The sequence below is a fragment of the Desulfovibrio sp. ZJ200 genome, assembly GCF_011039095.1.
Taxonomy (GTDB): domain Bacteria; phylum Desulfobacterota; class Desulfovibrionia; order Desulfovibrionales; family Desulfovibrionaceae; genus Desulfovibrio.
This window is the reverse complement of record NZ_JAAKEH010000036.1, coordinates 15,771-32,174: the sequence shown is the minus strand read 5'-3', so window position 1 is coordinate 32,174 and position 16,404 is coordinate 15,771. Positions and strand designations below refer to the sequence as shown.

Below are 16,404 nucleotides of genomic sequence, written 5' to 3'. Positions count from 1 at the left end.
TGGAGGAGAGGGTACACCCGATCCCATCCCGAACTCGGCAGTTAAGCTCTCCATCGCCGATGATACTGCATATCTTCTTGCGGGAAAGTAGGCCGTTGCCAAAGATTGTTAGAAAGCCCCCGACGCCACCGGCCCGGGGGCTTTCTCGTTTGCCCCCGCCCCGGCCCGCTCCCTCATGCGTCATGACCCTTCTGCTCCTTCATAACTTGGGAATATACAGGGCGAAGCCTTGTCATACTGTGGGCCAGGTAAGACGATGGACTTGAGCCGGGCCGTGCTCTACTGTCCGATGATAGCTGACGGCCGGGTAACCGAAAAGCATGGCATAGCCCAGGGTATGTGTTTCCGGTATGCCCAGACGCGGCAGAAACTCCGGCAGCACGAGCCGTAAGCACCAGTACAGCAGACCACACCAGAGCGTGCCGAGCCCCTGTGTCTGTGCCAGCAATTCAAAAGAGGAGAGATAGATCAGAGGATCTTGTTCCACGCAGGTGGCGTCCTTGGCGTTGGAAACCAGGATGCAGTGCGGCGCATGGCGAAAGATGCCGTCCTTTTGTTCCTTTTTCCAAAGTTCCGGGGCTGTGCTGAAAAATTTTTGCCGCGGATTTTCCGGCATGCGATTCTGCGCCGTCACTTCCGCCAGTCGCCGGTAAACGTCTTCGCGAAAGGCGTTCATGACTTTGATGTCGTCAATAACCGTTATCCAGAGCTTGCGCGAGTTGCCCCCTGTGGGCGCGTGGGAGGCGGCGTCCAAAATTCTTTTGAGCAAAGCGGGGTCGACATTCCTTTTCCTGTACTGTCGGACGGAGCGGCGACCTTTGAGTAATGTTTCCAACTGCTCCGGCGTCGGGTAATTGCCTTTCAGGGAACGGCTTTGGGCAGGCGTATGGTTCAGAATGGAAATAGCGCCTGTGGGACAGACCGCCAGGCAGTGCAGGCAGCGTATGCATTGCTCTTCCTTCCGGATCACAGGGTATTGATCCACCATCTCAATAACTTGCGGCAGACAATCCCTGGCACAGGACCCGCAGGAAACGCACAGATTTTTATCAAGCCTGAAATGCAGCATGTACGAACTCCTTGAGAGAATGATGCGCGAGCCGTCCGACAAAGAAACGGCCTGCGCAATTCATAGTATAGGCTGTAAGGTCAGCTCCTGACAAGAAAAGTCGCGTGCGGAAATGGGACAGGCAAAAGATACACAAAAATTGCCTCGGTGTACGCCGGGCTTTCATCTCGCCCGCGCCGCCTTCTCCGTGATCTTTTTCGGATGCACAGTTCTGCTTTCTCCACAGCACGGGCCCGGGAGGCTGTACCCTGACGCGGGGCATTCGCTCCCTGTGCCTCGGAAGCCGGGCAGCCCGTTGACCCCGCTGAGACGCGGCTGATCCGCAAGGTGGTGAAGGGGCAAAAAGCCACACGCCGGATGCAGTTGGACATGCGCCGGAAGGTGACGGAAACGTGGCAGAAGAATCTGGACGAGCGCAAAAAGCGCCTGGAAGAAAAGGACGAGGAAGCGTGCAGGCCTGGCAATGGGCAGAAAACTTCCCAGAAGGCCCCGGCAGACCAGCAGGGCGCTGCCTGTTGCGCAAGCCGGTCTTAGAGCAGATTACCTTTGACTTTTTATGAAAGTCAAAAGTGGCATTCAGGCGAAAAACGCGGTTTTCGCCTGAATGTACGCCGCGTTGCGGCGGCTGCCGCTTTCGCGTCAGCAGAGCATTTTCAAAGAGAAAATGCTCTACTGCAGGAAAGGCAGACCGAGCACCGCGCCGGTGGATACCGCCACCTGCATAAGCACCTGGGAAATGTCCTTGACTGCCTGCATACTCTTGGATTCCACTTTGGGCAGCACCAGAATCTGATCGCCGGCGCTGATTTTTCCACTGTTTCTGGAAACTGCGCCGTTCGAATGCATAATCAGCACATTGTCGCGGTCAGCCCTGTTGCCGTAGCCCCCGGCCCCCCTGACATAATCGTCCAAATCTTTTTCCTCGCTCCAGAGCATGGCCTGCGGCACCATCACCTCGCCGCTGACCAGAACAACGTCGCTTTTGGCCGGGATCACGATAACGTCGCCGTCCTCCAGCGTCAGATCCGCATTGTTTGAGCCGTCGTCAAGCACGACGACTCCCTCCGGCTCCACGCTTTTGGCCCGCTCCACGAATTTGGCCACCATTTCCGCTTCCTTGGCGCGGATCTGGGATTCCTCGGTGCTGGACGAGGACGCGGTAAGCGCGGTTTCCTCCAGACGGCGCAGAGAGTCGGCAATGGCTTTCTTTTGCCGGGCCGCCACGCTTTTGCGCTTGATGTACAGAGCCTTGAGATTGGCCCGCCCCGGCTCCACGGCAATGAAGTCCTGCACATCCCTGAGGCGCGCCCCCCGGCGCACCGGGAAGCGCGAGGAGCCGCGCACCGCGCCCTGGACCTCGATCATGATCGTATTTCCTGTGGCGTCGGCCATGAACTGCACGCGGTCGCCGTCTTCCAGACGCAGATGCGCCAATTCCTTGAGGGGCAGATAGGTGCTGTAGGGCGCGCCCTTGCGCGTTCCGGCAAGGGAGATGTGCGAAGCCCGGCTCTCGGGCCCGGCCAGTTCCATGAGCGCTGCGCCTGTAGCCTGATCTTTGAAAAATTCGAAGCGCGCCTCGTTGCGCACCGCGCCCGTGGCCGTGACCGCAGGCCCCTTGCTGTCCACCACAAGAGTATCACCGTCCTGCAGGCGCAGGCCCGGCAACTCACCCCCACGCACAAAGGGATAAAGATCCAGATTGCCGACAAGCGCGCCGTTGCGCAGCAGGCGGATGGAACGGTAGCTGCCGCGCCGGGGGTCAATGCCTCCGGCCTTGTCCAGAAGGCTGAGAACCGGATCGCCCGGTGAAACAGCGTAGCGACCGGGCCTGACCACGCCGCCGGTTACAAAAACCGATACGGGCCGCGCGTCCAGCGGGGCCACATATATTTGAGTTTCGCCGTGCCCGCTGGCTGCCAGCTTGCTTCGCAAATCCTCTGCCAACTTGTCGTGGGCAATGCCCGCCACAGACAGCGGCCCCACCCCCGGCAGCTCAATGCGCCCGCCGGCATCCACAATAAAGGTATCGTCCACAGTGAGGCCGCCGCCCCAGAGCCGCAAGACCACCCGGTCGCCGGGCGCGACTGCCGCGCCTTCCCCGCTTTGGGAGAAATTCCCCTGAAAAAGGTTGGCTCCGTAGGGCTTGGGCGCGTCTGCGGCGTGACTTGCCACGCTGAGCGCCAGGCAGGCCAGGACAAGAGAAAGGCAAAGTGATTTGAGCATGATTTGCATGGGGCGGTTACAGGCTTGTGGTGAAAATACCATGCGGGCGAGTCCGGAGAATGACGTCCGACATGTGAAATTTTTTTGTTTCCGGCAATGCTGCAAGCTTGTCATGCAGGGTAAGGTCTTGCGATTCATAATGCGCCCGTTACGCCGGGCTTCAGGGGGGCGAAATCACGCATGGAGACGGCGGAAGCAAGGGCATGCCCCGCGCCGTGAAGTCCCTGCCGTCTTAGAGCATATTGCTTTTTAAACGCTCGCTCCGGCGCTTCACGGCGAAAGTAAATTTCGCCTGCGCCTATCTCTGCTGTCGTCATCCGTAAGGCGGCACAGCCGCCAACGGCTGACGCGCGCGGCGGGCATGGCTTCGCCCTGCCAGAGCGTTTAGCTCATTTCATGAGCAAAACGCCCTAGTGCCCTATGCCGTGGCCCCACACCCGCGGCGCCATCCGCCATTCTCCCTCGCTGTTGCGGCAGATCACCACGACTTCGGCTTCTTTTTGGCCGGAAAGCACGCTGGCCCGTTTGCACTCCTCGCCTTTGGCCGAGGTGAAGCCGTTCTCCAGAGTCACTCGCACATTCTTGCCGAAATTCGGATCGTCAATGGTCGTGGAGTCGCCGGGATTGGCTGAAATCATATAGGCCTCCACCGGGCCGGGCGGCGTTTGCGGCGGCAGGGGAGGCGCATCGGCAAACAGCCCGCAGCCGTGCAGCAGCACAACCAGGGGCAGGCTCAGCAAAGGCAAGGGACGAAAGGATGCGCTCATGACAAGCCCTCCGGCTTTTGGCAAGGTAACCGTGTCCGTCCCGTCCTGAAAAAGCAGGGCGGCGTTTGCTTCATCTTGCAGAGAAAAGGGCCGCTGTCAAATGCCGCGTGATCCGGTCGTCCACGGTTTGGGCCCTGAGCCGCAAAGACTGCGCCTCTGTACGCACGCAGTTACTTTTTTCCCAAAGTGAGAAAAAATGAGGTAAAATTTTTATAAACCAATATGTTGTGATTACCATGATTCTGCATAACCGAACTTTTGTTTTGCCCTTTTCTTGAAACACTGCTAAAGTAAAAATAAGCATATACCAAAAAGAACGGGGAGGGCCATGTCGAAAAACGCCGCCATGAAAACCATCAACGTGCGCGAGGCCGTGGGGAGCGTGCTTTGCCATGATATTACCCGCATCGTGCCGGGCGACTCCAAGGGGCCGGTGTTCCGCAAGGGGCATGTGGTGCGTCAGGAGGATATTCCCGTGCTGCTGGATGTGGGCAAGGAGCATCTGTACGTCTTCGAGCCCCAGCCGGGCCTTGTGCATGAAAATGAGGCTGCGGCCCGCATAGCCGCGGTAGCTGCCGGCCGCAATATTGCAGCAGGCGAGCCCAGAGAAGGTCGGATCGATTTTTCCGCCGCCTGCGCGGGGCTGTTGCGGGTGGACGTGCCCATGCTCACCCGGCTCAACAGCCTCGGGGAGATAACTCTGGCCAGCCTGCATACCTTGCAGCGGGTGGATAAGGGCCGGGCCGTGGCCGGCACCCGCGTTGTGCCTTTACTGATTGATGAAGAAAAACTGCAGGCTGTGGAGGCACTACTCACCAGGCCGATCATTGAAGTGTTGCCCCTGCGGAAATTGCAGGTGGGCATCGTGACGACAGGCAGCGAAGTTTTTTACGGTCGGATTCAGGACGCTTTCGGCCCGGTGCTGCGCAAAAAATTCGCCGAGCTGGGCAGTACGGTTCTGGGCCAGACCCTGACCAGCGACGAGGTGGCCATGACGGCCACAGCCATCAGGGATTTCATTGCGCAGGGCGCGGACATGGTGGTGGTCACCGGCGGCATGTCGGTGGACCCGGACGATCGAACCCCGGCCGCCATCCGGGCGGCCGGCGCGCGGATAATCAGCTACGGCGCGCCGGTTTACCCCGGAGCCATGTTCCTGCTGGCCTATATGGACGGTCCCCAGGGGCAGGCGCCGGTGCTGGGCCTGCCCGGCTGCGTCATGTACCACAAGGCAAGTATTTTTGACCTGCTGGTCCCGCGCCTGCTGGCCGGGCTCACAGTTACGGCTGAAGATGTGGTCGCGCTCGGCCACGGCGGTTTTTGCGCCGCTTGCCCGCAGTGCCGCTATCCGATCTGCCCTTTCGGCAAATGAGCATCCGAAACGGGCTGCGCCGCCAACGTGCGGTCAGCCTCTTACTTTTAAGGAGTCGCCATGGAAACAAAAACGCTTGTGATTAACGGCATTCCCAGACGACTGCTGGTCAACCCCGAAGACATGCTGGCCGATGTGCTGCGCGGGCAGTTGCAGATCACCAGCGTCAAGGTGGGCTGCGGTCAGGGCCAGTGCGGCGCCTGTTCGGTTATTCTGGACGGCAGGGTAGTGCGCTCCTGCATCGTCAAAATGCGCCGTGTGCCGGAAAATGCCGCCATCACCACATTGGAGGGCATCGGCACGCCCACCTGCCTGCACCCCCTGCAAAAGGCCTGGATATATCACGGCGCGGCGCAGTGCGGCTTCTGCACGCCGGGATTCATTGTTTCGGCCAAGGGCCTGCTGGACGTGACCCCCAATCCGAGCCGGGAGGACGTGCGCGACTGGTTCCAGAAACATCACAATATCTGCCGCTGCACCGGCTACCAGCCCCTGGTCAACGCCGTCATGGACGCGGCCGCGGTCATGCGCGGCGAGAAAAAGCCCGAAGAGATCGAGTTCCAGATGCCGGCTGACGGCCATATCTGGGGCACGCGCCTGCCGCGGCCCAGCGCGCTGGCCAAGGTTACGGGCGTTGCGGAATTCGGGGCCGACGCCGCGTACCGTCTGCCGCCCGAGACCCTGCATCTGGCCCTGGCTCAGGCCAAAGTCTCCCATGCCCTGATCAAGGGCATCGACACTTCGGAAGCCGAAAAAATGCCCGGCGTCTACAAGGTGCTGACGCACAAGGACGTCAAGGGCAAGAACCGGATCACCGGTCTGATCACCTTCCCCGCCAACAAGGGGGACGGCTGGGACCGGCCCATCCTCAATGACGAAAAGGTCTTTCAGTACGGGGACGCTCTGGCCATTGTCTGCGCCGACAGTGAATGCAACGCCCGCGCGGCGGCGGAAAAAGTCAGGTTTGATCTGGAGCTGCTGCCGGAATATATGAGCGCGCCCGAAGCCATGGCTCCGGACGCCATTGAGATTCACCCCGGCACGCCCAATGTCTATTATGATCAGAACATTGAAAAAGGCCAGGATACCCGCCCCTTCTTCGAGGACCCCAACAACGTGGTCGTGGAAGACAGCTTCTACACCCAGCGCCAGCCGCATCTGCCCATTGAGCCGGACGTGGGCTATGCCTATCTGAATGAGGACGGCAAGCTGGTCATCCATTCCAAGTCCATCGGCCTGCATCTGCACGGCCTGATGATCGCGCCGGGCCTGGGCCTGGATTTCGCCAACGATATGATTATGGTCCAGAACACCACGGGCGGCACGTTCGGCTATAAATTCAGCCCCACCATGGAGGCCTTGCTGGGCGTGGCCGTGCTGGCCACGGGCCGTCCCTGCCATTTGCGCTACAACTATGAGCAGCAGCAGCAATATACGGGCAAGCGCTCGCCCTTCTGGACCACGGTGCGTTACGCGGCGGATAAAAACGGCAAACTGCTGGCCATGGAAACCGACTGGTCCGTGGATCACGGCCCGTATTCCGAATTCGGGGATCTGCTCACCCTGCGCGGCGCCCAGTATATCGGCGCGGGCTACGGCATCCCCAATATCCGCGGCAAGGGGCGCACGGTCTGCACCAATCACTGCTGGGGTGCGGCTTTCCGCGGCTACGGCGCGCCGGAGAGCGAGTTCCCTTCGGAAGTGCTCATGGACATGCTGGCCGAAAAGCTGAATATGGACCCGCTGGAACTGCGCGCCCTCAACTGCTACCGCAAAGGCGACACCACGCCCACCGGCCAGGAGCCGGAAGTGTACAGCCTGCCGGAAATGTTCGAGCTGATGCGGCCCCGCTACAAGGCTGCTCTGGAAAAGGCCAGGGCCAGTTCCGAGGGCAGGATCAAGCGCGGGGTGGGCGTGTCTCTGGGCGTTTACGGCGCCGGTCTGGACGGCCCGGACACGGCCGAAGCCTGGGCCGAGCTTAACGAGGACGGCGGCGTGACCATCGGCGCATGCTGGGAAGATCACGGCCAGGGCGCGGATGCCGGCACGCTGGGCACCGCGCATGCGGCTCTGCGGCCGTTGGGGATTCCGGCGGAGAAAATCCGTCTGGTCCTCAACGACACCAGCAAGGCGCCCAACTCCGGCCCGGCCGGCGGTTCGCGCTCCCAGGTGGTTGTGGGCAATGCCATTCGCGTGGCCTGCGAAACGCTGATCGAAGCCATGCGCAAGCCCGCGGGCGGCTTTTTGGATTACGCGGGCATGAAGGCGGAGGGCCGCGACGTGCGTCAGCCGGGCAAATGGAGCGCCCCGGCCAGGGATTGCGACGCCAACGCTCAGGGCAACCCCTTCTGCTGCTATATGTACGGCCTGTTCCTGGCCGAAGTGGCCGTGGACGTGGATACCGGCAAAACCCAGGTGGAAAAGCTGACCTGCGTGGCCGACATCGGCGCCATCTGCAACAGATCGGTCACTGATGGCCAGATCTACGGCGGTATGGCGCAAGGCGTGGGCCTGGCCCTGAGCGAGGACTATGAGGACATTAAAAAGCACAGCACCATCGCGGGCGCGGGCATACCCGACATCAAGATGATTCCCGATGAAATGGAAATCATCTATGTGGAAAGCCCGCGGCCGGATGGCCCCTTCGGCGCATCGGGCGTGGGCGAAATGCCCCTTTCCGCGCCACATGCGGCGATCATCAACGCCATTGCCAACGCCTGCGGCGCGCGGGTCAGGCATTTGCCCGCCCGGCCGGAAAAGGTGCTGGCCGCCATGCCCAGGTAACAACAACTGAGAAAAGGGGAGGGCAACCTCCCCTTTTTTCCGCGGCTTTTGCAGAGTAAACGGATATGGATCAACGTCGCCTCCACGAGATTGAAGCCCGCTGCACGCAGGAAAGCCCGCCGCACTGCCGGGCCGCTTGCCCGTTCCATTTGGACGTGCGCGCTTTCATGGCCCGCATGGCCGAAAAAAAGCCCGCTGAAGCCCGTAAGGTTCTGGAACGGCATTTGCCCTTGCCGGGCATCATCGGGCGCATCTGCGATCACCCTTGCGAAAACGTCTGCCTGCGTTTGGATCTGGGCGGCAGCCTTGCCGTCCATGCCCTGGAGCTGGCCTGCGTGACAACAGGCGAGCAGAGCAAACGCCTGCTGCCCATGCCGCGCAAACGGTTCCGCATGGCCGTCCTGGGCGCGGGCCTGGCCGGTCTGGCCGCCGCCCATGATCTGGCGGCCAAGGGCTACCCGGTCACTGTTTTCCACCAGGGAGAAGCGTGGAAATTTTTGCGGGATCGCTATCCGGCTCTGAAAAAAGATGCCGAGACCGGACAAGATCCTCTGGCGGCTGATCGGGAGATGCTGGCTCGCCGCCAGGTGCTTTTCCGCGAGGCTGTTCTGGACGCCGCCCTGGCGGAGCGCGCTGAAACGGAATTCGACGGCGTGCTGATCGACGCGGATGCAGCGCAGGCTTTGGCCCCTCCCGAGAGCGCAATAGATGCTGCCACCCTGCATTGGCGGGGCAAAATATGTTGCGCGGGATGGCTCAGCGTCACTGCCACCGGCCATCGTTATGCCTCGGCCTCAGCACAGGCGGGGCAGGGGCGTCGCGCCGCGCAGACCCTGGAGCGGCTGGCAGGCGGCGTCTCATTGACGGCCGCGCGCGAAAAAGAGCAGGGTCCGTTGCACACCTCCCTGGAGGGCATGGAGCCTGAGCCGCGCGTGGAACCCGCCGCAGAGATATATACGGAAAATGAGGCTGCCAGGGAGGCGGCCCGCTGCCTGCAGTGCGAATGTCTGATCTGCGTCCGGGAATGCGCGTATCTCCAGAAATACAAAGGCTATCCCCGGGTCTATGCGCGCCAGATCTACAATAACGCCTCCATCGTCAAGGGCCTGCATACAGCCAATGCCCTGGTCAACGGCTGCGCGCTCTGCGGCCAGTGCCAGGAGCTCTGCCCTGAAAATTTCTCCATGGCGGAACTCTGCCTTTCCGCGCGCCGGGATATGGTGGAGCGCGACTTCATGCCGCCCTCGGCCCATGAGTTCGCGCTTGAAGACATGGAAAGCGCCTCCGGTCCCGAGTGCGCCCTGGCCCTGCCGGATGTTTCCCTGCCCCAGGGACGCCCCGCATCCTGGCTCTTCTTTCCCGGTTGCCAACTGGCGGCCTCGCGCGGGGAGCAGGTGGCCGCGCTCTATGCCTATATGCGGGACGCGCTGAAGGATCAGGCCGGGCAAAGGGCAGGCGTGGCCCTGCTGCTTTCCTGCTGCGGGATTCCGGCGCGCTGGGCAGGTCGTGAAACGCTTTTCAAGGAGCATGTGGCGCGGCTCGCGGAGCAGTGGGAGCAACTGGGCCGCCCTCACATCATGGCGGCCTGCTCTTCCTGCTTGAGCGCATTGCGCGACGCCCTGCCCGAGGCCAAAGCGCTTTCCGTCTGGGAAGTGCTGGACGGCCTGCCCTTGCCAAAAGCATCCACGCAAGCCTTGCCGGAAGTATTTTCGATCCATGATCCCTGCACGGCCCGCGGGGACGCGGCCTGGCTGACCGCCGTGCGCAGCCTGGCCCGTAAATGCGGCGCGCGTCTGGAAGATCCCCGCCTTTCCGGCGCGACAACGGCCTGTTGCGGCTACGGCGGCCTTGTCTGGTGCGCGCAGCCCGATCTGGCGCGGGCCATGAGCGAACATCGCGCCGCCGGGCTGCCGCACACGGCCCTGGCTTCCTGCATCATGTGCCGGGACAGGCTGGTTGCGGACGGTAAAAACTGCCGTCATCTGCTGGATTTGCTGTTTCCGGATCAGGGCGCCGCGGATGAGACGCAAAAAGGCCCGGGTCTTTCCGCGCGCCGGGCCAACCGGGCCGCCTTGCGCCGCGGGCTGATGCGCGCATATTTGGGAACAGAGGCGGACGAAGCCGCGCCCGCCATTGTGCATGTGCCCCCGGAAACATTGGCGCGCCTGGAAGAGCGGCATATTCTGCTTTCGGACGTGGAGGGGGCCGTGGCTGCCGCCGAAGCCGGGGGCGGACGCTTTCAGAATCTGGAAAACGGGCATTGGCTGGCGTCCTGGCGGCCGCGCCATGTTACCTTCTGGGCTGAATACAGCAATGAAGACGGCGCGCTGGTGCTGCATGACGCCTGGTGCCACCGGATGCAGGTGCCCGGTTCCGGCGGCCAGAGCGGCTGCATGGCGGACAGCGGCCAGAACCGGGGAGGGCAGAGCGCATGAGCATGGGGCCCAATTATCCGCCGGACGCGGGCCAGTGGGTGTGCGGCCAATGCCGCTGCCCGCTGGAACAGGCCAAGGTGCAGGCATTCTATCTGAACAGCGCATTTGACGTGTATCTTCCACGTTGCCCGAAATGCGGGCTGACCCTGGTGCCCAGGTCACTGGCCCAGGGCAGGATGCTGGAAGTGGAAGCCTTGCTGGAAGACAAATGAGCCCTTTGTGGGAACAGCGCGATTTTCAGCGCGTGGCAGGGGATTTCTGGCGGCCCGGCGGCCCGGGACTGACCCGGCGCTGCCTTGCGCTTTGCGCGGAGCGTTGCGGCCTGAAACGCGGCTCCCTTGTCCTGGATCTGGGCTGCGGCCGTGGCGCAAGCCTGGAGCTCCTGACCCGGGAAGGCTACCGCGCTCTGGGCCTGGATCGCAACGCCCATGCGGCATGGCCGAAGCGAATGCCGGGCAGAAACGCGCTGCAAGCCGACGCCTCCTGTCTGCCCCTGGCGGACAGCAGCGTGGACGCTGTGCTCTGCGAGTGCGTGCTTTCTTTGCTGCACGATCCTTGTGCCGCGCTGCGCGGCTGCCGAAGGGTCTTGCGGCCCGGCGGCGCGCTGCTTGTCAGCGATCTTTTTTTGCGCGCGCCTGGGGGGAACGGATCTTCCGGCAGAGCAGGGCGTTGCTCCGAGGCTCGATTCTCCTGCGCGGACGGAGCCCGTGCGCGCGAGGAGTGGGAAAGGCTGCTTGCGCGGGCCGGTTTTTTTCTTCATTATTTTGAAGATCACAGCCGGGCCCTGGCCGAGCTGGCGGCACGCCTGATCTGGTACGATGTCGCGGACGCGCCGGGACCGGAGCGCCGGGCCGCGCATTGTGCCTGCAAGGGAGGCCGCGCGCTGGGCTACGGGCTGTGGATAGCGCAAAAGGAGCCGCAATGAATCCCCTGATGTTGGAACTCCTGCCCCTGGTGCGCCAGGGCTATTGCTGCAGCCAACTGCTGATCCTGCTCATGCTGCAATGGCGGGACCGGCAAAATCCCGACCTGGTGCGCGCCATGCACGGCCTCTGCCACGGCATCGGCCAGTCCGACGGGCCCTGCGGCCTGCTCACCGGCGGGGCCTGCGCCCTGGCCCTTGCCGCCGGCAAGGGCGCGGACAGTGAAACCGCGCATCCCATGCTCACGCCCATGCTCAATGACTACGCCCTGTGGTTTTATGAGCGCGTCAATCCCTACGGCGGCACGGCTTGCGGCTGTATCGCGGCCGGGCTGGGAGCCGTTGCGGGCGGCGAGACCGGCGGCGCGCCGGATGCCGCGGCCTGCGGCGATCTGCTGGCCGAATGCTGGGAAAAGATTCTGGAACTGCTGCAAAGCTATGACCTGGATGTGACCGCCGCATCATGAGCCTGCGCCGCACCCAAAGCCTCTGCCCCGTCTGCCTGCGCCGCGTGGAGGCCGTTTACCAGCGCGTGGGCGGGGATTGCCGGGACGTTGTGCTGCGCAAGACCTGCCCGGAGCACGGCCCGTTCAGCGCGCCGGTCTGGCGCGAGGGGCCCGGCCTGGAGAACGCGCCGCTTTTTGAAAACTGGTCGCGGCCCAAAAGCCCTTCGTATCCGGCTCACCCCGGCACGACCGTGCGGCGCGGCTGCCCCTTTGACTGCGGGCTCTGCCGCCTGCATGCCCAGCATACCTGCACCGGCCTGGTGGAAGTGACCATGCGCTGTGATTTGTCCTGCCCGGTCTGCTATGCCGGGGCGGGCGCGCCTGCGCTGCCCCCGGACCCGCCGCTTGCCGTTGTGGCCGCGCAACTGGATAGCCTCAGAAGCGTTTCAGGCCCTTGCAATGTGCAGATTTCCGGCGGGGAGCCCACAGCGCGCGAGGATTTGCCCGCCATTCTCCGCCTTGCGCAGGAGCGCGGCTTCGGACTGGTGCAGCTCAATACCAACGGCCTGCGCCTGGGCCGTGAAGAAGGCTATGCAACGCGGCTGCGCGAGGCCGGGCTGGATTCGGTTTATCTGCAATGGGACGGCGTCAGCGAGGCTGTTTTTGAAACCCTGCGCGGCAGGCCCTGCCTGGATCTGAAGCGCCGCGCGGTGGAACACTGCGCGGCCGCGGGCCTGGGCGTGGTGCTGGTGGCCACTGTGGCCCGCGGCGTCAATGATCGCGAAATGGGGGACTTGCTGCGCCTTGCGCTTGCGCTGGGGCCTGCGGTACGCGGACTGCACTTTCAGCCTGTTTCCTCCTTCGGGCGCTATCCCTGGCCCCTGGAAAACGCGCCCCGGCTCACCTTGCCCGAAATCATGGCCGCATTGGAACGCCAGGCGCCGGAGTTGGTCAGGGCCGCGCATTTTCATCCGCCGGGCTGTGAACATGCCTTGTGTTCTTTCAGCGCGCTGTACCGCAGAGTGAGCACGCAGAGCCGGCCCGGCCGGGCAGAAGCCGGGAAGCGGGCAAGCGCCCATCTGGAATGGCTGCCCGACGGCAACAGGAGCTGCTGTTCGCCGTTGCCTCCCCCGGCGGCCGAAGGCGCGCGCAAAGCCAGGCAATTTGTGGCCCTGCACTGGAAGGGCGCGGGCCTGCTCGGCATGGGCGGCGTAAAGGACGAAGCGGGCGCGGGGGGCGATTTCAACCGATTTCTGGCCGAGGCCGGAGCCGGGCAGCGCTTCACCGTTTCGGGCATGGCCTTTCAGGACGCGCTCAACCTGGATCTGGAACGGGTGCGCGGCTGTTGCATCCATGTGGTCCGTCCCGACGGGCGCCTGATTCCCTTTTGTCTGCACAATCTTACGGCCCGTGACGGAACGCGGTTGTACGGAGAGCCGTGGGCATGAGCGGACCCTCGCTTCTGGATCTCTGGCTTGCCCGGGCCTGCGGCGCGCGGGAGCCGAGGCAACTGGCCGCGCGTTTGCGCGAGGCTCAGGCTGCGGCCCTGCGCCGCACGTTGCGCTATGCTCTGGAGCGCAGCGCTTTTTACGCGCGGCGGCTGGCGCAGTGCGATCTCAACCTGCGCGGCCCGGAAGATCTGCCTTGCCTGCCGTTTACGCAGCCTTCTGATTTGCGCAACTGGCGCGATTTTCTCTGTGTCTCGCAGGGCGAAGTGCGGCGCATGGTCACCCTGCAAACCTCAGGCACCACGGGCAGCCCCAAGCGTCTGGCCTTTACGGATCGGGATTTGGCCCGCACCCGCGATTTTTTCCGGGCAGGCATGAGCCAACTGGTGGGGCCGGGCCAGCGCCTGGCTGTGCTCTTGCCCGGCGCGGAGCGGCCTGACGGCGTGGCGGATCTTTTGCGGCAGGCTCTGGCTGCCCTGGGCGTGGCCGTGGCTGTTCCCCCGCCGGCAGGGGCGCATTCCGGGGCGGATCACGCTCCTGACCGGCATATATGGGGCGATGCCGACCATCTGCGCCGCTGGCTCAGGAACTTCGCGCCGCATTGTCTGGTGGCCGCGCCCGCGCAACTGGCCCTGCTTTTGCGCATTTTTCCCGAACAGGGGCCGCCGGGTCTGCGCGGCGTCCTTTCCAGCGCGGATCGTCTTGATCCCGGCCTGGCCCGGCGCGTGCGCCATGCCTGGGGCTGCGCGCTGCTGGATCACTACGGCCTCACGGAAACGGCTTTCGGCTGCGCCGTGGAGTGCGCGGCTCACGACGGCTATCATCTGCGCGAGCTGGACGTGCTGGCGGAAATCGTGGACGCGGCCAGCGGCGCGCCCCTGCCGCCTGGAGAGGCGGGCGAAGTGGTGATCACCACGCTTGACCGCGAGGCCATGCCCCTGATCCGGTACCGCACCGGCGACGTGGCCGCGCTTTTGCCGGGCCCCTGCGCCTGCGGCAGTCCCTTGCGCCGCCTCGGACCGGTTCTGGGGCGTCTGGAGTGGGTCGGCTCCGGCGGAACGGCGCAAATGCGTCTTGCGCATCCAGCCAAAGGCGCACAGGCGCGGATCGCCGCGCGAGCGGCCATTGAGGGGGCTGTGTGAAAATTTGCGCGGTAGTGCTGGCCGCCGGGCAGGCCTCACGCATGAAGGCAATCAAAGCCCTCCTGCCCCTGCCCTTGCTGCCGGGCGGTCGGGATTGCCCGGCTCTGGAAGGTCTTGCCCGCCTGTACCGTGAGGCCGGAGTGCGGGATATTCTTGTGGTCAGCGGCCATCACGCGGCAGAGGTGGAGGCGGCGGCCCGTTGTCTGAACCTTGTGACGGCGCGGAATCCCGAGCCGGAGCAGGGCATGTTTTCTTCGGTGCGCGTGGGGCTGCGGGCTGTGGCCGCGGATTGCGACCGGGTATTCGTGCATCCGGCGGACGTGCCCCTGGTTCGTCCGCTGACCGTGCGGGCCTTGCTGGAGGAGGCGCGGGCTCTGCCGCGCGCGGTCCTGATCCCCGGCTTTGAGGGCAGGGAGGGGCATCCGCCCCTGTTGCCCGCGGCTTTTGCGAAAACTATCTGCAACTACCAGGGCGGGGACGGTCTGCGCGGGGCGCTGGCAGCCTTGCCGCGGCGGCTGGTGGAGGTCGCCGATTCCTTTGTTCTTGAAGACATGGACAGGCCCGAAGATTATGCGCGTCTGCGGGGCCTGGCCGCGCGGCGTGGGGCCCTTGCGCCCGCCGAGGCGCGCCGCCTGCTGCGCGAGCGGGGCATCCCCGAAAAAGGGCTGCGCCATGCCGAGGCGGTGGGGGCCGTGGCGCAGGGTCTGGCTCTGGCCCTGCAAGAGAGCCGCGCGGCCCGGGGGTCTGCGCCGGGCATTGATCCCTCTCTGGCTCTGGCCGGCGGCCTGCTGCACGACATCTGCAAGGGCCAGCCCGGGCATGAGGCCGCGGCCGGGCGTTTGCTGCGCGGCCTGGGGCTGCCGGTTATGGCCGCGCTGGCAGTTGATCACCGCGATCTTTCTCTGCCAACGGCATGCCCTGTGGGCGAGCGGGAAGTGGTGTATCTGGCCGACAAATACTGCCGCGGCAAAGAATTTGTCAGCCTTGAGCAACGCTTCGGCCAAAAACTGGCGCTCTATGCCGCTGACGCCGAGGCCTGCGCGGCCATCCGGGCGCGCCTGGGGCGGGCCCGGACACTGGAGGCGCGTCTTGCCCGCGAGATGGGGCAGGAACCCGCGCGCATAGCGCGGCGGGTTCTGGCCGACCTCAGCGGCACGGAAGGGCGCTTGTGAGCGGTCTCTGGCTGGTGCGCCACGGGGCTTTGCCGCCCAATCCGGAGCGCCGCTTCGTGGGCGCGCGCGATCTGCCGCTGAGCGAAGCCGGACGCGCGCAGATCCGGGGGCTTGCCCGTGATTTCGCGCCTGTTTTGAAAAGCGGCGCGCTGGCGGCTATCCTTTCCTCTGATCTGGAGCGTTGCCGGGAGACCGCGGCGATTATTGCCAATGCGGCAGCCTGGGCAGCCGGAGCCGAGAAAAAGCGCGCATCTGACGGGCCGTCAGTGCCACTGCATGCGGACGCGGACTTGCGGGAAATCAATCTCGGCTCCTGGCAGGGACTGACACCCCGGGAGGTGCGGCAGGCCTTCCCCGGCCAATACGAGCGGCGCGGCAAAGATCCGGCCCAATTCCGACCGCCGGGAGGCGAGAGTTTCGCTGATGTGCAGCGCCGCGCCCTGGCGGCCCTGGCCCGCTGGCGGGCCCGCTACCCTGAAGGGCAACTGCTGCTGGCGGGCCATGCGGGCTTGAACCGGACGTTGCTGGCCCGCTATCTGGCCCTGCCCCTGAGCGAAGCGCTGCGCATTCCGCAGCCCTATGCCTGCCGCGCTTTTTTGCCCGGATGGTAGCTCTTTGCCGCGG

The 16,404-nt window shown here is 64.2% G+C and carries 13 protein-coding genes and 1 rRNA gene; 11 read left to right on the top strand and 3 right to left on the bottom strand.

The annotated features are described in order from the left end of the window. A 5S ribosomal RNA gene (gene rrf, locus G7Y52_RS10775) occupies positions 1-104 on the top strand; the annotation flags it as partial. A gap of 128 nt (positions 105-232) precedes the next feature. Here the strand turns inward: rrf and G7Y52_RS10770 are convergent. The 3 genes from G7Y52_RS10770 to G7Y52_RS10760 form a co-directional block, all read right to left on the bottom strand. Further along, complete coding sequence (locus tag G7Y52_RS10770) at positions 233-1,069, bottom strand: nitroreductase family protein (RefSeq protein ID WP_165071693.1); 837 nt, start codon at positions 1,067-1,069, stop codon at positions 233-235. A 669-nt stretch (positions 1,070-1,738) separates the two neighbouring features. Then, positions 1,739-3,301, bottom strand: a complete 1,563-nt coding sequence (locus G7Y52_RS10765; protein ID WP_241159713.1) for a polysaccharide biosynthesis/export family protein — start codon at positions 3,299-3,301, stop codon at positions 1,739-1,741. Between the two features lie 401 nt (positions 3,302-3,702). Continuing rightward, on the bottom strand, positions 3,703-4,059 hold the full coding sequence (locus G7Y52_RS10760; protein WP_165071688.1) for a DVU3141 family protein: 357 nt from the start codon (positions 4,057-4,059) through the stop codon (positions 3,703-3,705). Positions 4,060-4,405: 346 nt separating this feature from the next. On the opposite strand from G7Y52_RS10760, the gene G7Y52_RS10755 reads away from it, so the two are divergent. The 10 genes from G7Y52_RS10755 (at position 4,406) to G7Y52_RS10710 (ending at position 16,391) form a co-directional block, all read left to right on the top strand. Then, complete coding sequence (locus G7Y52_RS10755) at positions 4,406-5,431, top strand: molybdopterin-binding protein (protein WP_206215267.1); 1,026 nt, start codon at positions 4,406-4,408, stop codon at positions 5,429-5,431. A gap of 60 nt (positions 5,432-5,491) precedes the next feature. After that, positions 5,492-8,215 (top strand): molybdopterin-dependent aldehyde oxidoreductase, encoded by a 2,724-nt coding sequence (locus G7Y52_RS10750; RefSeq protein ID WP_165071682.1) that lies wholly within the window; start codon positions 5,492-5,494, stop codon positions 8,213-8,215. Positions 8,216-8,280: 65 nt separating this feature from the next. Then, positions 8,281-10,650, top strand: a complete 2,370-nt coding sequence (locus tag G7Y52_RS10745; RefSeq protein WP_165071669.1) for a pyridine nucleotide-disulfide oxidoreductase/dicluster-binding protein — start codon at positions 8,281-8,283, stop codon at positions 10,648-10,650. Beyond that, the gene (locus G7Y52_RS10740; protein WP_165071665.1) at positions 10,647-10,862 is read left to right on the top strand and encodes a DVU_1557 family redox protein; all 216 of its coding nucleotides are present in this window, start codon (positions 10,647-10,649) and stop codon (positions 10,860-10,862) included. The genes G7Y52_RS10745 and G7Y52_RS10740 overlap by 4 nt, the downstream gene beginning before the upstream one ends. Beyond that, positions 10,859-11,575: a DVU_1556 family methyltransferase gene (gene trsM, locus G7Y52_RS10735; protein WP_165071660.1), complete on the top strand. Its 717-nt coding sequence runs from the start codon at positions 10,859-10,861 to the stop codon at positions 11,573-11,575. Before G7Y52_RS10740 ends, trsM begins: the two co-directional genes overlap by 4 nt. After that, positions 11,572-12,039: a DVU_1555 family C-GCAxxG-C-C protein gene (locus G7Y52_RS10730; RefSeq protein WP_165071658.1), complete on the top strand. Its 468-nt coding sequence runs from the start codon at positions 11,572-11,574 to the stop codon at positions 12,037-12,039. The genes trsM and G7Y52_RS10730 overlap by 4 nt, the downstream gene beginning before the upstream one ends. Continuing rightward, positions 12,036-13,466, top strand: coding sequence for a radical SAM (seleno)protein TrsS (trsS, locus tag G7Y52_RS10725; RefSeq protein WP_165071656.1), 1,431 nt, complete (start codon positions 12,036-12,038; stop codon positions 13,464-13,466). Before G7Y52_RS10730 ends, trsS begins: the two co-directional genes overlap by 4 nt. Continuing rightward, the gene (locus G7Y52_RS10720; protein WP_241159712.1) at positions 13,463-14,608 is read left to right on the top strand and encodes a DVU_1553 family AMP-dependent CoA ligase; all 1,146 of its coding nucleotides are present in this window, start codon (positions 13,463-13,465) and stop codon (positions 14,606-14,608) included. Before trsS ends, G7Y52_RS10720 begins: the two co-directional genes overlap by 4 nt. Further along, positions 14,605-15,780 carry a DVU_1551 family NTP transferase gene (locus tag G7Y52_RS10715; protein ID WP_165071653.1) on the top strand — a complete coding sequence of 392 codons (1,176 nt, stop codon included), beginning with the start codon at positions 14,605-14,607 and terminating at the stop codon, positions 15,778-15,780. The genes G7Y52_RS10720 and G7Y52_RS10715 overlap by 4 nt, the downstream gene beginning before the upstream one ends. Next, on the top strand, positions 15,777-16,391 hold the full coding sequence (locus G7Y52_RS10710; RefSeq protein ID WP_165071651.1) for a histidine phosphatase family protein: 615 nt from the start codon (positions 15,777-15,779) through the stop codon (positions 16,389-16,391). The genes G7Y52_RS10715 and G7Y52_RS10710 overlap by 4 nt, the downstream gene beginning before the upstream one ends. Positions 16,392-16,404 lie beyond the last annotated feature (13 nt).